This window comes from Enterocloster citroniae, assembly GCF_040545455.1.
Taxonomy (GTDB): domain Bacteria; phylum Bacillota; class Clostridia; order Lachnospirales; family Lachnospiraceae; genus Enterocloster; species Enterocloster citroniae.
The window spans coordinates 24,862-39,072 of record NZ_JBEPLZ010000029.1; the positions used below are offsets into that span (position 1 = coordinate 24,862).

12 protein-coding genes are annotated in these 14,211 nt (G+C 53.2%); all 12 read left to right on the forward strand.

Annotated features, from left to right (window positions below; genetic code table 11):
* Window position 1: 1 nt before the first annotated feature.
* The 12 genes from ABID13_RS24835 (at window position 2) to ABID13_RS24890 (ending at window position 13,886) form a co-directional block, all read left to right on the forward strand.
* Entirely contained in the window at window positions 2-1,213 is a 1,212-nt protein-coding gene (locus ABID13_RS24835) for a nitrogenase component 1 (protein WP_007860985.1), read from the forward strand.
* An 80-nt stretch (window positions 1,214-1,293) separates the two neighbouring features.
* Window positions 1,294-2,463: an ABC transporter substrate-binding protein gene (locus ABID13_RS24840; RefSeq protein ID WP_007860984.1), complete on the forward strand. Its 1,170-nt coding sequence runs from the start codon at window positions 1,294-1,296 to the stop codon at window positions 2,461-2,463.
* A 15-nt stretch (window positions 2,464-2,478) separates the two neighbouring features.
* Window positions 2,479-3,492, forward strand: coding sequence for a FecCD family ABC transporter permease (locus ABID13_RS24845; protein WP_007860983.1), 1,014 nt, complete (start codon window positions 2,479-2,481; stop codon window positions 3,490-3,492).
* Window positions 3,489-4,298 carry an ABC transporter ATP-binding protein gene (locus ABID13_RS24850; protein WP_007860982.1) on the forward strand — a complete coding sequence of 270 codons (810 nt, stop codon included), beginning with the start codon at window positions 3,489-3,491 and terminating at the stop codon, window positions 4,296-4,298. Before ABID13_RS24845 ends, ABID13_RS24850 begins: the two co-directional genes overlap by 4 nt.
* A gap of 95 nt (window positions 4,299-4,393) precedes the next feature.
* The gene (locus ABID13_RS24855) at window positions 4,394-5,155 is read left to right on the forward strand and encodes an SDR family NAD(P)-dependent oxidoreductase (protein ID WP_045092814.1); all 762 of its coding nucleotides are present in this window, start codon (window positions 4,394-4,396) and stop codon (window positions 5,153-5,155) included.
* Window positions 5,156-5,484: 329 nt separating this feature from the next.
* A complete protein-coding gene (locus ABID13_RS24860; RefSeq protein WP_007860980.1) occupies window positions 5,485-6,504 on the forward strand; it encodes a zinc-dependent alcohol dehydrogenase in 1,020 nt (339 codons plus the stop codon).
* 25 nt (window positions 6,505-6,529) lie between these two features.
* Entirely contained in the window at window positions 6,530-7,483 is a 954-nt protein-coding gene (locus ABID13_RS24865) for a C-terminal binding protein (RefSeq protein ID WP_007860979.1), read from the forward strand.
* 186 nt (window positions 7,484-7,669) lie between these two features.
* Entirely contained in the window at window positions 7,670-8,512 is an 843-nt protein-coding gene (locus ABID13_RS24870) for an IclR family transcriptional regulator (RefSeq protein ID WP_007860977.1), read from the forward strand.
* A 71-nt stretch (window positions 8,513-8,583) separates the two neighbouring features.
* Window positions 8,584-10,791, forward strand: coding sequence for a DNA topoisomerase III (locus tag ABID13_RS24875; RefSeq protein WP_007860969.1), 2,208 nt, complete (start codon window positions 8,584-8,586; stop codon window positions 10,789-10,791).
* Between the two features lie 242 nt (window positions 10,792-11,033).
* Window positions 11,034-11,243 (forward strand): FeoA family protein, encoded by a 210-nt coding sequence (locus ABID13_RS24880; protein ID WP_040415764.1) that lies wholly within the window; start codon window positions 11,034-11,036, stop codon window positions 11,241-11,243.
* 84 nt (window positions 11,244-11,327) lie between these two features.
* On the forward strand, window positions 11,328-13,532 hold the full coding sequence (feoB, locus tag ABID13_RS24885) for a ferrous iron transport protein B (protein ID WP_007860965.1): 2,205 nt from the start codon (window positions 11,328-11,330) through the stop codon (window positions 13,530-13,532).
* Window positions 13,533-13,616: 84 nt separating this feature from the next.
* Window positions 13,617-13,886: a Fur family transcriptional regulator gene (locus ABID13_RS24890; RefSeq protein ID WP_007860964.1), complete on the forward strand. Its 270-nt coding sequence runs from the start codon at window positions 13,617-13,619 to the stop codon at window positions 13,884-13,886.
* The last annotated feature ends 325 nt before the right edge of the window (window positions 13,887-14,211 follow it).

The following is a 14,211-nucleotide window of genomic DNA, read 5'->3' on the forward strand; positions in this document are numbered from 1 at the left end:
TATGGCTAAATTATCAATATGGCTTCCTCCCTTTTCCCCGGATTATTCCGGAGTTTCAGCGGTTCTCTTTGACCTGGACACGGTGACGGCAATGCATGATGCCTCGGGCTGTACGGGAAATTACACGGGGTATGATGATCCCAGGTGGTATGGCTCCCGATCCGGAATTTTCTGTTCCGGGCTCAGGCAGATGGATGCGGTGCTGGGGGATGATGAAAAACTTATGGAAAAGATGGAGGCGGCCGCAAAGGACTTAAAGCCGGATCTCCTGGCCCTGGTGGGAAGCCCGGTGCCCATGGTGATCGGGGCGGATCTGAAAGGGATCGCATATGAACTGGAGGAACGGACCGGGATTCCCGGTTTTGGCTTTGACACTACAGGCACGGCGTATTATGACAGGGGAGCCTTCCTGGCAGCCAGGGAATTGCTGGACCGGTTTGCGCAACCCGGGGAAATGCAGCAGGGCCGGGTGAATATTCTGGGCGCCCTTCCCATGGATTTTGGGGACGGAGAAAATATCAGCTGCCTTAAGACTTGTCTTAAACAGAATGGGTACGAGACAGGCCTGTGCCTGGCAATGGATTACAGCCTGGAGGATCTAAAAAAGGCCGCTAATGCCCAGGTCAATCTGGCGGTATCCAGATTTGGTTACCTGACTGCCCTGTATATGGAGCGAAGGTTCCACATCCCCTATCTTTGCGGTTTTCCGGTGGGGGAAAAGGGACAGGAGGATTGGCTGTCCGCTGTAAAAAGGGTGGCACAGACCGGCAGGACGGAAATGCTCTGGGAGGCGGATACATCCGTGGCTGACGCTGCATCCGCGACCGGCAGTTCCGCCCGCGTTCTGATCATAGGGGAACAGGTGATGTCGGACTCCATCAGGTATGCCCTGAACAGGGACTTTGGATTCACGTCCGTGACAGTGGGGTGTCTGTATGGAATGGAGCAGGCGCTGGCATCCCCCGGAGATATGGACCTTGGGGACGAGGGCCGGATCAGGGCGGCGGTTAACAGCCCGGACTATGAGATGATCATAGCTGACCCTTTCATCCAGCCTCTTTTGGAGGAGGGCTCAGACAAACAGTTTTTACCCATTGCCCAGTACGCGATATCCAGCAAACTGGGAGTGGAATACAGTGCCTGCGTTGCAGGCGTACATTTTAACCAATGGATGTGCGCTCGGAGTCTCCCCGGAACCCGTCTTTGGGGCTGATGTTCCGCCGGCCCCACACAGATCGGTCTGGGTGCCGGGAGATTCCAAGAGTACACATAGTTTCAAGGGAGGATAAACAAATGATCAAACGAAATGCAGTGACAGCCGCCTTGCTGGCGGCAGGTATGGCAATATCTCTCATTGGCTGTGGTTCGGGTGCGGCAGGAACCGCTTCCGTCCAGGACACCCAGGCCCGGGAAACGGTCCTGGACCATTCTCCGGACCAGTCCCCGGAGGGAGAGACGCGTATTGTGGTGGACCACACGGGAAGGGAGATTGAGATTCCGGCAGAGATCAACCGCATTGTCATCTCGTCCCTCCTGCCCCTTCCCTCCGTGTACAGCCTGTTTGAGGGCTCGGCGGAGAAGCTGGTGGGCATCCATCCGTCTTCCATGGCAGCGGCGGAGAATTCGATCCTGCCCAAGGTGGTGCCTGACATACTGGATGTAAACACGGATTTCCTTCAGGGAGGGGAGCTGAATATTGAGGAACTGCTGAACCTGAAGCCGGATGTGGTGTTCTACAGTGCCAACAATACGGAAGAATACGAAAAACTGGCGGCGGCAGGCATACCTGCGGTTGGGTTTTCCACCTCCAACTGGGACTTTGACTGTGTGGCAACCTTTGAAAACTGGGTAAAGCTCCTGGGTGAGGTACTGGGCCAGGAAGATAAGGCGGCCGGGATCGCGGATTATGGGCACCAGGTATATGACGAGGTACAGGCTGTGCTAAATGGAGCAGGGGACATAGAAAAGCCAAGGGTATTGATCCTGTTTAATTACGCAAACGGGGTGATCAAAACCTCGGGCAGCAATTTCTTTGGACAGTACTGGATCGAGTCCACCGGCGGCATCAATGTGGCCGCGGACCTGACCGGAACGCCTGAGATCAACATGGAACAAATCTATGAGTGGGATCCCGATATCATATATATTACAAATTTCAGCCCCTATCTTCCTGAGGACCTGTATGACAACACCATTGAAGGCCATGACTGGAGCAGTGTGAAGGCGGTAAAAGAAGGAAAGGTCTACAAGTTCCCTCTGGGCATGTACCGCTGGTTCCCGCCTGCATCAGACACACCGCTGGTATTAAGGTGGCTGGCACAGAAAAACCAGCCCCAGCTGTTTGCGGATGTGGACATGGAACAGGAAGTGCGCACATACTATGAGCGTTTTTACAATGTGGCGCTGTCGGACGAGGACATCACACAGATCTTTAACCCGGCCAGGGAAGCGGCAGGGAACTAAATGCAGGAGCCTGGTATGGAGAAAATAAAAAAGAAACACAACCTGATGAGCCTTGTCATATTCCTTTTGCCCATTGCGGTAACTATTATCTGTATTGGAATCGGAAGGTATCATATATCGCCTCTGGAATCCCTGCAGATATTAGTGTCGCCCCTCACCGGGCAGGAGGTGGATCCCCAGGGCTGGTCCGTGGTTTATCATGTAAGGCTGCCCAGAATCATGCTGGCCCTTGTGGCCGGCATGGGCCTGTCTATATCAGGCGCGTCCTTCCAGGCACTGTTTTCCAATCCCTTAGCTACCCCGGATACGCTGGGGGTGGCCACGGGCGCATCCTTTGGCGCGGTGCTGGCCCTTTTGTTTACCAGAAATGTGTTCGTGGTGCAGCTGGCAGCCCTGGCCATGGGATTGGCAGCCCTGGCAGGAACCTGCATGATCAGCAGGCTCAATGGAAAAAGCAGTATCCTTATGGTGGTTTTGGGAGGAATGGTGGTGTCATCCCTGTTCCAGGCCCTGGTATCCCTGGTAAAGTATGTGGCTGATCCGGACGAGGACCTGCCTGCCATCACATACTGGCTGATGGGAAGCATGTCCAGGGCCACCTATCAGGGGCTGGCAGTGGGGATCCCGCTGATCTTACTGGGCGTGGCGCTTTTGTTCCTGCTGCGGTGGAGGCTTAACATCCTGTCCCTTCAGGAGGATGAAACCAGGGCCCTGGGAATCGATGTCAGAAAACTGCGGATAATGGTCATGGCAGCTTCCACCCTGGTGACCGCATCCTGCGTTTCACTGTGCGGGCAGGTGGGATGGGTGGGACTTCTGATCCCCCATGTGGCCAGAATGCTCTACGGAAGCGATAACCGCAAGATCATTCCGGTGAGCATGGGTCTGGGCTCTGCCTTTATGGTGGTGATCGACACAGCGTCCAGGGCGGCCACGGCCGCGGAGATACCGGTGTCCATACTGACGGCCATTATAGGCGCGCCCTTTTTTATCATACTTTTACGCAGGACAGGAGGTGCCAGACTGTGAGATTTGAGGTAAGGAACGGAAATTTCGGATACGGGGCATCCCAGGTCCTTCACCAGGTGTCCTTTGACCTGGAGGGGAATCAGGTCCTGGCAGTGCTGGGGCCCAACGGCGTGGGAAAGACCACCCTTTTAAAATGTATGATGGGTCTGCTGAAGTGGGACTCCGGGGAAAGCCGGATCGATGGCGTTCCCATGAATACACTGAAACATTCTGAAATATGGAAACGGATCGCCTATGTTCCCCAGTCAAAGGGAATATCCTTGTCCTACACGGCCCTGGAAATGGTGGTCATGGGACGGTCGGCCCGCCTGGGGCTTTTTGCCCAGCCCTCAAGGGAGGATATGGAGGTGGCAAAAGCATCCATGGAGGAGGTGGGCATTACCTTTCTTATGGATAAACCCTGCAGCCAGATGAGCGGAGGAGAGCTTCAGATGGTCCTTATTGCCAGGGCACTCTGTACACAGCCGGAAATGCTCATCTTGGATGAGCCTGAATCCAATCTGGATTTTAAGAACCAGCTGGTCATTCTGGATATGATCAGGCAGCTGTCCTCCAACCGGGGCATAGGAGCCATTATCAACACCCATTATCCGGCCCATGCCTTAAAAATCGCGGACAAAGCGCTGATATTAAACCGGGACAAAAGCAGCTTTTACGGGGGAGCGGGGGAGACGATTACGGAGGACAATATGAAGAAAGCGTTTGCAGTGGAGGTAAAAATCGCGGATTACTACTATGAAGATGTGAATTACCCCAATGTGATACCCATCCGGGCCTTCAGCCCCATGAGCTCCCATTCATTGTAAAAGCCCTTGATTTTTACAGAAAAAGATGTTACTCTTAGTTTAACATTTCACACACAACCGGCTCCTGAACCACACACATCCAGGAGGGTAAAAGAATGAATTTATTTGATCTTACAGGCAGGAAAGCAATTGTAACAGGCGGAACCAGAGGGCTGGGCCACGGCATGGCCGAGGGTCTGATGGAGGCTGGAGCCGAAGTGGTTATATTCGGCAGTTCCGAGAAAGTACATGATGTGGCCACACAGTTCTGTGACCGCGGATTTAAGTGCCATGGCATTGCGGTGGATCTGGGGGACAGTCAGGCCAGGGCAGATGCATTTGCTGAAGCAGTGAGCGCCATGGGCGGCCTTGACATCCTGGTGAACTGTGCCGGCATCCAGAGACGTCATAAGAGTGAGGAATTCCCGCTTTCAGATTGGGAAGCAGTTATGAATGTGAACCTGACAGCACCCTTTGAACTGTGCCAGATGGCGGCCAGGGAATTTATGGCCAAGGAGAAACCGGGAAAGATCATTAACATTTCCTCCATGCTGGCATTTTTCGGCGGCTTTACCGTGCCTGCATATGCTGCATCCAAGGGAGCTGTTACCCAGATGACCAAGGCGTTCTGTAATGAGTGGGCAAGCAGGAATATCAATGTAAACTGCATTGCACCCGGCTATATGGACACGGAGATGAACACAGCGCTGACAGACCCGTCCAATCCAAGATATGCGGAGATCACAAACCGCATACCTGCACACCGCTGGGGAACCCCGGAGGATATGAAGGGGGCTGTTATTTTCCTTGCATCCCCTGCATCCGACTATCTGAACGGAGCCGTGATCCCGGTGGACGGAGGATATCTGGTTAAGTAAGAAGTTTACAGTTTTATACATATTATGGAATAGTATACCAACACCGCATCTGGTTTATCCGGATGCGGTGTATTTTTTTGCTAAAGCAGCAGGAATTATATTGACATCATAGGTAAAATGTGGTTAAATTAATTCATAAGATAAAAAATAGGAACATTGTTCCGAATAACGGAACAAAAGCCGGTTGTAAAGTGTGAATGTGTGAAATGTGTGAGTTAAGCCAAGAAAGGCCAAAGTAAAAATTAAGCAAAGCCAAAGTGAAAACAAAGCAAAGCCAAAGTGAAAACCAAGTAAAAACATGTGCAGCGGAGTAAGGAGGATTACAGATTATGAAGACATTAGTATATGCAGCGCCAGAGAAAGTGGAAGTCCGTGATATGCCGGTACCGGAGCCAAAGGAAGGGCAGGTAAGGATCCGGGTATCATACTGCGGTATCTGCGGGTCTGATATTGGTATTTTTGCAGGCAAGCATCCCCGGGCAAAGGCTCCCCTGGTGCTGGGCCATGAATTTATCGGAACCATTGAATCCATCAATGGAGGAAGCGGCCGGTTTAAGGTGGGCGACAGGGTATCCCCATACCCCCTTCTCTCCTGCGGACACTGTTTTGCATGTAAGACAGGCATTCCCCATGTATGCCAGACCTTAAAGCTGATCGGCATTGATGTTGACGGGGGTATTGCGGAGTACGTGACCTGTGACGAGAATGTATTGTTTAAGATCGATGATGAAGTTTCCGACAAGGCAGCTGCAGTGATCGAGCCTCTGGCAGTGATCGTCCGCACCATGCACCAGGCGCGTTTCCAGACCAGGGATACAACAGCCATCATCGGAGCAGGCCCCATCGGCATTCTGACAGGTATCGTGTTAAAGCACGCAGGCGCTTCCAGGATCATTATCTCCGATGTGGATGAGGCAAGGCTGGCCATGTGCAGGGAATTTGGTTTTGAGACAGTGAATGTAAAGAACGAGAGCATGGTCGATTATGTGAATAAGGCCACAGACCATGTGGGTGTGGATGTGGTGTTCGAGTGCAGCGGTTCCGAACCATCAGCCCTGGAGGTCACAAAGCTCTGCCGCATTGGCGGCATGATCTGTCTCACCGGTGTACATAAGGTTCCCCATGCAGTTAATCTGCAGGATGTGAACTTCAAGGAGCAGACCCTGGTGGGAAGCCGTGTTTACACACTGCGTGAGTTCGGCCAGGCCGTGGAGTACGCAAAGGAGATCGCTCCTGAGCTGGAGAAGATCGTTACACACATAGTTCCGCTGGCAGAGTCTGAGAAGGTATTTGATCTGATCAAAGATCCTTCAGAGATGACAGTGAAGGTTTTGGTTGACTGCAGATAAGGATTCATAACTAGGAGGAAAGACCATGAAGATCATTGTAACCGATTGTGATCACGACAATATGATCCAGGAGGAGGAAGTGTTCGGCAAAGCCGGAATGACCTATACTCATCTTGCGTGTAAGACAGAGGATGACCTGATCGAACAGGCCAAGGGCGGGGAGATCATGATGACCCAGTATGGTCCCTTCAGCCGCCGGGTGATGGAGGCCTTAAGGCCGGAACTGAAGCTGATCCTCAGATACGGTGTCGGAGTGAATACCATTGACCTGGAGGCGGCGACCCAGCTGGGTGTGCAGGTATGTAATGTGCCTGACTACGGCATGAACGAAGTGGCCGACCAGGCCATGGGTATGATGCTGGGCCTGGCGCGCAAGATCTGCGAGATGAATGACTGCACCAAGCACAAGACCTGGAATTATACGGAGGCTATTCCGGTGCACAGGATCCCCGGGTCTACCGTGGGGATTGTGGGCTTTGGAAGGATCGGCCGCACCTTTGCAAAGAGGATGATGGGCTTTGACTGCAGGCGGATCGCATGTGATCCCGTATACGAGGAGGGAAGCGTCCATGAGGGAGTGGAGATCGTGACACTGGATACCCTGCTTAAGGAATCGGACATGATCTCCGTTCACTGCCCCCTGCTTCCTGAGACCATGAACATGATCAACATGGAGGCGTTTAAGAAAATGAAGCCCACGGCATACCTGGTCAACACAGCCAGGGGAGGGATCGTCAACGAGGGGGACCTGTTGACCGCCCTTCAGGAAAAGATGATCGCAGGGGCTGCCCTGGACGTGGTTTCAGAGGAACCCATGGAAGTGGGAGCCGCCCTGTTTGAGTTTGATAATTTCCTGTGCAGTCCTCACATGGCATGGTATTCCCAGGAATCAGCCCTGGAATTAAAGCGCAAGATCGCAGAGGAAGCAGTTCGCTTTGCAAAGGGAGAGCCTGTGATGTATCCGGTGAATCATCTGTAGCAGGCCGCGGTACACCAGACCGCAATGCTGCAGTCTGCAATGCAGCAGGCCGCGGTACACCGGTCCATAGTATAATAAAACAAAACCAAATGGCCCGTGCATGGGCCGCATCAAAAAGGGTGCCGCGCCAGCGGTGCCCTTTTTTAACGGAGCGTGTTTGAATTGCACCGGAATCGGAACTGTGTTATGATACTGAATGAATATCAAATACCGGGCCGCCCAGGCAGGGCCGGGACAGAATACGGAGCGGGACAGAATATGGCAAGGGAAACAATACAGTCCGTTGAGCGGACATTTCAGGTAATAGAGCTTTTGGCGGAAAAGGGTGCCATGGGGGTGCGGGAGATCGGCCATGAGACAGGCCTTCATTCCACTGTGGTGCACCGGGTGCTGGGTACCCTGGTGGATATGGGGTATGCAGACCAGGAAGCTGAGACCGGGAGATACCTTCTCACCTACAAAATGCTGGCAGTGGGCAACTGTATCCAGGAGCGCAACAGCGCGGTAAAGCTGGCCCATCCATATCTGGCCGCATTGTCGGAGGAGTGCAGGGAGACCGTACACTTTGTGGAGCGGGCGGGAACCAACATCAGGTACATTGATAAGATTACACCCACGGCCAACATGTTTGCCACCGGTTCCCATGTGGGCCTGGAATTTCCGCTGGCCGGAACAGCGGTGGGCAAGGCCATACTGGCGGAACTGTCTGAGGAGGAAGTAAAGGCAGTATGGCAGGACAGCCATATTGTGCAGTACACGGCCCATACCATCTGCGACCTGGACCGGCTTCTGAGCGAACTTAAGGATACCAGGAAAACAGGGTTTGCCTATGACAGGGAAGAGCGGGAAGCAGGACTGTTCTGCGTGGGCGTCAGTGTGCCGGACTACAGGGGGATGTACAATTATGGGATCAGCATCTCCGCTCCCCTCGCCAGGATGCAGGACGAGCGTCTGGAGGAAGTAAAGCAAAAGCTTTGGGATACAAGGGAAAGAATCACCAGTATCATAGGCGCCAGAAGAAAGGGATGAGCATTAAAAGGGGAAAGAGGATGGGGCGGCTGAAACATAGATCAAAAATAGAAGTATAGGAGTCAGGAAAGATGAAATCACTTGTAATCGCGGAAAAACCATCCGTTGCCCGGGATATTGCCCGGGTATTGAAATGCGGTAAGAACCAGAACGGAGCTATTGAGGGGGACCGCTATATCGTCACATGGGGACTGGGCCATCTGGTCACCCTGGCGGATCCGGAGGATTATGACAAAAAATATAAGGAGTGGAAGATGGAGGACCTGCCCATGCTTCCGGATGTGTTTAAGCTGGAGGTGATCGGGCAGACCGCCAAGCAGTACCATGCGGTGAAAACCCAGATCCACAGAAAGGATGTGGGGCTCATCATCATTGCCACAGACGCAGGGAGGGAGGGGGAACTGGTTGCCCGGCTGATCCTGAAAAAAGCGGGCAGCAATAAGCCCATAAAGCGGCTGTGGATCTCATCTGTCACGGACAAGGCCATCAGGGAGGGATTCGCCAACCTGAAGGACGGAAAGGAGTATGACAGCCTCTATGATGCGGCCATGTGCAGGGCCGAGGCGGACTGGATGGTGGGGATCAACGCCACCAGGGCATTGACCTGCAAGTACAACGCCCAGCTTTCCTGCGGGCGTGTCCAGACCCCTACCCTGGCCATGATCGCAAAGCGGGAGGCGGATATCCGCAGCTTTGTGCCCAAACCCTTCTACGGCCTGCAGGCAAAGGGGGATGGGCTGACCCTCACATGGCAGAACCAGGCATCGGGAAGCTTCTGTACCTTTGACAGGGACCTGGCCCAAAACATTTTGGAGAACCTGAAAGGGGAGACGGGAGTGGTGTCCCAGGTGAAGCGAACCCCGAAAAAGACATTTGCCCCCCTGCTCTACGACCTGACGGAGCTTCAGCGGGATGCCAACAGACGGTTCGATTATTCCGCCAAGGAGACATTAAATATCATGCAGCGCCTGTATGAGAACCATAAGGTGCTGACTTATCCCAGAACGGATTCCAGGTACCTGAGCAGCGATATCATCCCCACGCTGAAGGAGCGGCTTAAGGCCTGCGCCGTAGGACCATACCGCGCCCTTGCAGGCAGGCTTGCCATGCAGGCTTTGCCGGCCAAGCCCTTTTTTGTGGACAACTCAAAGGTATCTGACCACCATGCCATCATTCCCACGGAACAGTTTGTACAGCTGGACCACATGACCATTGATGAGCGCCGTATTTATGATCTGGTGGTGCGCAGGTTCCTGGCAGTGATGTATCCGCCCTTTGAGTATGAGCAGACCAGTGTGAGTGTGCAGATTGGCGGGGAGAGTTTTATTGCCAGGGGTAAGATTGTGAAGGAGCAGGGCTGGAAGGCGGCCTATGACAATGGGGCCGAGGGGGAGTCCCAGGATGATGAGGAGACGGCGGAAGGGGTGCCGGTAAAGGAACAGCAGCTTCCCGACCTGAAAAAGGGGGACAGGGTCGCGGTCCTTTCCCTGTCCATGACAGAGGGAAAGACAAAACCTCCGGCACCGTTTAACGAGGCCACTCTGCTCTCGGCAATGGAGAATCCGGTGGCCTACATGGAGTCCAGGGACAAGGCCATGGCAAAGACACTGGGGGAGACTGGGGGATTGGGAACCGTTGCCACCAGGGCGGATATTATTGAAAAATTGTTTTCCAGTTTTCTCCTTGAAAAGAGGGGAAAGGACATTTATCTCACATCCAAGGCCAAGCAGCTGCTGGAGTTGGTGCCCGAGGATCTGAAAAAGCCGGAGCTTACCGCCGACTGGGAGATGAAGCTGTCAAGGATTGCCAAAGGGAATCTGAAGCGCGGGGCCTTTATGTCTGATATCCGTGTCTATTCCCAGGCGCTGATCGGTCAGATCAGGGCAGGGGAGGGCAGCTTCCGCCACGATAATCTGACCAACACAAAATGTCCGGTGTGCGGAAAGCGGATGCTGGCCGTGAAAGGAAAGAACAGTGAGATGCTGGTGTGCCAGGACCGGGAGTGCGGCCACAGGGAAACAATCTCCCGCACCTCCAATGCACGCTGCCCGGTATGCCATAAGAAGATGGAATTAAGAGGCAAGGGGGAGGGACAGATTTTTGTGTGCAGATGCGGGCACAAGGAAAAGCTTTCCGCCTTCCAGGACAGGAGAAAAAAGGAAGGGGCAGGTGTGTCCAAACGGGATGTGGCAAACTATTTGAACCAGCAGAATAAAGAGGCCAAAGAACCGGTTAATAATGCATTTGCCCAGGCATTGTCAGGGATCAAGCTGGATTAGAAACTGAAAAAATTTCTTGACAATTCAGTTAGCAGATGCTAATCTATATATGCAGTTAGGAGAACCTAATTTCTCCTGCTGCATATTTTAGCATATATGTTCGTTTATATGGTTAGCTTCAGGTACGCCCCGGCGTATGTGTGCCCGGCGCACGTCATGCTTAGCATGACATACTGCATACGCGCGCCTTAAGCAGTCTGCCGGAGGTAGGGATGAACTTACTGAGCAAAGGAGTGATCATGATGCCTTTAACAATGGCCAGTGTTGGCGAGGTCGTATCGATCATACGGATTGGCGGCAAAGAGGAAGTAAAGCGTCATCTGGAGTCCATGGGATTTGTACCCGGTACCCACATTACAGTGATATCTGTAAACAACGGCAATGTGATCGTGGGAATCAAGGAATCCCGGGTTGCGATCAGTAAGGAGATGGCCAATAAGATCATGGTTTAGATCCGCGCGGTACATATGAAAGAACATTTTTTATTACATATGAGTTAGTTGAAACTAATACATAGTCCGAAGGAGAGTATGGAAATGTCGATAAAGATAGCGCTGGCCGGCAACCCCAACTGCGGAAAGACCACACTGTTTAACGCCTTGACGGGTTCCAACCAGTTTGTGGGAAACTGGCCCGGAGTTACGGTGGAGAAAAAGGAGGGAAGGTTAAAGGGAAACAAAGATGTGACCATTGTAGACCTTCCGGGAATCTATTCCCTGTCACCCTACACCCTGGAGGAAGTGGTGGCACGGAATTACCTGATCAATGAACGGCCGGACGCCATACTGAACATTGTGGACGGGACCAACCTGGAGCGAAACCTGTACCTTTCCACCCAGCTGATCGAGCTGGGGATCGGAATGGTCATAGCTGTGAATATGATGGATATCCTGGAAAAGAAGGGCGATACCATTGATGTGAAAGCCCTGGAACGGAACCTGGGATGTCCGGTTGTGGAGATTTCAGCCCTGAAAGGCGCAGGTGTGTCCAGGGCCGCGGCAAAGGTAGTGGAGATTGCCAAGTCAGGGGAACCTGAACCGGAGGAAGTATTTTCAGGTGCAGGAATCCCCTTTATGCCGGTCCGCCGCTTCAGCGAGGATATGGAAGCCGTGCTGGAGGAGATTGAGCGTTACCTGGATGATGAGATTCCGGAAAACCAGAAACGTTTCTATGCGGTGAAGCTGTTTGAGAGGGATGAGAAGATCGCTGTCCAGATGCACCGGGTACCCAATGTGGAGGCCATTATCAAACGGGCTGAGGACGCCATGGATGATGATGCACAGAGTATCATGACCAATGAGCGCTATACGTATATCGCGTCCATGATCGGACAATGTCACAGTACAAAAAGAGGACGGGAACTAAGTGTTTCCGACCGGATCGACCACATTGTGACCAACCGCTGGCTGGCTCTTCCCATCTTTGCTGCGGTGATGTGGCTTGTCTACTACGTGTCGGTTACCACGGTTGGAACCTGGGCCACGGACTGGGCCAATGACGGGGTGTTTGGAGAAGGATTCGCGCTGTTTGGTCTGGAAGTGCCCGGCATACCGGTGGTGGTGGGGAATTTCCTGGAGACAGTGGGCTGCGCTCCCTGGCTTTCCAGCCTGATACTGGACGGGATTGTGGCAGGCGTTGGCGCTGTGCTGGGATTTGTGCCCCAGATGCTGGTGCTCTTTATCTTTTTGGCATTCCTGGAATCCTGCGGATACATGGCCAGGGTCGCCTTTATCATGGACCGTATTTTCCGGAAGTTCGGTCTTTCCGGTAAGTCCTTTATCCCCATGCTTATCGGCACGGGATGCGGTGTGCCGGGCATTATGGCAAGCCGCACCATTGAAAATGACAGGGACAGGAAGATGACCATCATGACCACCACGTTCATCCCGTGCGGCGCAAAGCTTCCCATCATCGCGCTGTTTGCAGGCGCATTGTTTGGCGGCGCTTCCTGGGTGGCGCCAAGCGCGTATTTTGTGGGGATTGCGGCCGTCATCTGTACCGGTATTATCCTGAAAAAGACAAGAATGTTCGCAGGGGACCCGGCCCCATTTGTCATGGAACTTCCGGCCTACCATCTGCCCACGGTTTCCAATGTGCTCAGAAGCATGTGGGAACGGGGGTGGTCCTTTATCAAAAAAGCCGGTACGGTTATTCTTTTATCCACCATGTTTATCTGGTTCACGTCCAGCTTCGGCATTGTGGAGGGACGGTTTGGGATGGCGGAGGACCTATCCCAGGGATTTCTGGCTAATATCGGAAGCGCCATTGCCTGGATTTTCACGCCTCTGGGATGGGGGAACTGGCAGGCGGCAGTGGCAGCCATCACAGGCCTTGTGGCAAAGGAAAATGTGGTGGGGACCCTGGGGATCCTTTACGGGTTTGCCGAGGTGTCCGAGGACGGGGCTGAGATATGGAGTACACTGGCCGGCAGCTTTACAACAGTGAGCGCCTACTCGTTCCTGGTGTTTAACCTTTTATGCGCTCCCTGCTTTGCGGCGATGGGAGCCATCAAACGAGAGATGAACAATCCAAAATGGACCTGGTTTGCAATTGGTTATCAAACCGGTCTGGCATATGTTTCATCCCTGTGTATCTACCAGCTGGGTACATTCATTACCACGGGTGACTTTGGGATCGGAACAGCGGCGGCACTGGCAATGCTGGTATTATTCATATATCTGCTGGTCCGTCCTCACAGGGAAAGCAAGATGTTAATTGTTAACGCAGGTGCAAATGCCTGACAGCCGGGACCGGACCCCGGGTATGTCCCGGGCATATGCTCCGGGGCCCGGAACCGGCAGAATTCAGAAGGAGGTAATTCTTATATGTGGCAGAAGGAACAGGTCATCCATGAACTTCAGAAAAGCGGCAGACGGGTAACGAAACAGCGGGAGATACTTCTGGAAATTATTCTGGATGGTACATGGAACTGCTGCAAGGAGATATACTATGAAGCGATCAAGAAGGACCCATCCATCGGACTGGCAACCGTGTACCGGATGGTAGGGACTCTGGAGGAGATCGGTGTGCTCACCAGGAGTTACCGCTACTGCCTTCCCGCAAGGGAACCGGAGAGCGGTCAGCTGGGAGCTTAGAAAAGGAATATGGCAGGAGGGACAATGGCCGGAAACGGGCTGTCCCTCTTTTTTATTTCATAAGAAATTCATCTGGGATCCCCGGTGATACCAAAAACGTTCTCCGGGGGTCGCACTGCGGCGGAAGGGAAGATGCCGCTGAAGCGGCCCGCCGCAGGCGGAGAATCCTGCGGGCAGAATTCTTTATTCTAAGGACCAGAGGGTTAGGGAGATTGAGCAGGAGGCGGCAGCCCTGGTCCTGGTACGGGAACTGTGCGGCGAAATCAGGGACCGGGAATGGAAGTTTGATACACTGGACCCGGGATTCCTGGATCTCAGGTTCAGG

What these genes read in the sequence shown, in the direction of transcription:
- ABID13_RS24865 (WP_007860979.1), top strand. Translation starts at nt 6,530, where the DNA reads ATGAAGATCATTGTAACCGATTGTGATCACGACAATATGATCCAGGAG.
- ABID13_RS24870 (WP_007860977.1), top strand. Translation starts at nt 7,670, where the DNA reads ATGATACTGAATGAATATCAAATACCGGGCCGCCCAGGCAGGGCCGGG.
- ABID13_RS24880 (WP_040415764.1), top strand. Translation starts at nt 11,034, where the DNA reads ATGCCTTTAACAATGGCCAGTGTTGGCGAGGTCGTATCGATCATACGG.
- ABID13_RS24860 (WP_007860980.1), top strand. Translation starts at nt 5,485, where the DNA reads ATGAAGACATTAGTATATGCAGCGCCAGAGAAAGTGGAAGTCCGTGAT.
- ABID13_RS24855 (WP_045092814.1), top strand. Translation starts at nt 4,394, where the DNA reads ATGAATTTATTTGATCTTACAGGCAGGAAAGCAATTGTAACAGGCGGA.
- ABID13_RS24890 (WP_007860964.1), top strand. Translation starts at nt 13,617, where the DNA reads ATGTGGCAGAAGGAACAGGTCATCCATGAACTTCAGAAAAGCGGCAGA.
- ABID13_RS24875 (WP_007860969.1), top strand. Translation starts at nt 8,584, where the DNA reads ATGAAATCACTTGTAATCGCGGAAAAACCATCCGTTGCCCGGGATATT.
- feoB (WP_007860965.1), top strand. Translation starts at nt 11,328, where the DNA reads ATGTCGATAAAGATAGCGCTGGCCGGCAACCCCAACTGCGGAAAGACC.
- ABID13_RS24845 (WP_007860983.1), top strand. Translation starts at nt 2,479, where the DNA reads ATGGAGAAAATAAAAAAGAAACACAACCTGATGAGCCTTGTCATATTC.
- ABID13_RS24835 (WP_007860985.1), top strand. Translation starts at nt 2, where the DNA reads ATGGCTAAATTATCAATATGGCTTCCTCCCTTTTCCCCGGATTATTCC.
- ABID13_RS24840 (WP_007860984.1), top strand. Translation starts at nt 1,294, where the DNA reads ATGATCAAACGAAATGCAGTGACAGCCGCCTTGCTGGCGGCAGGTATG.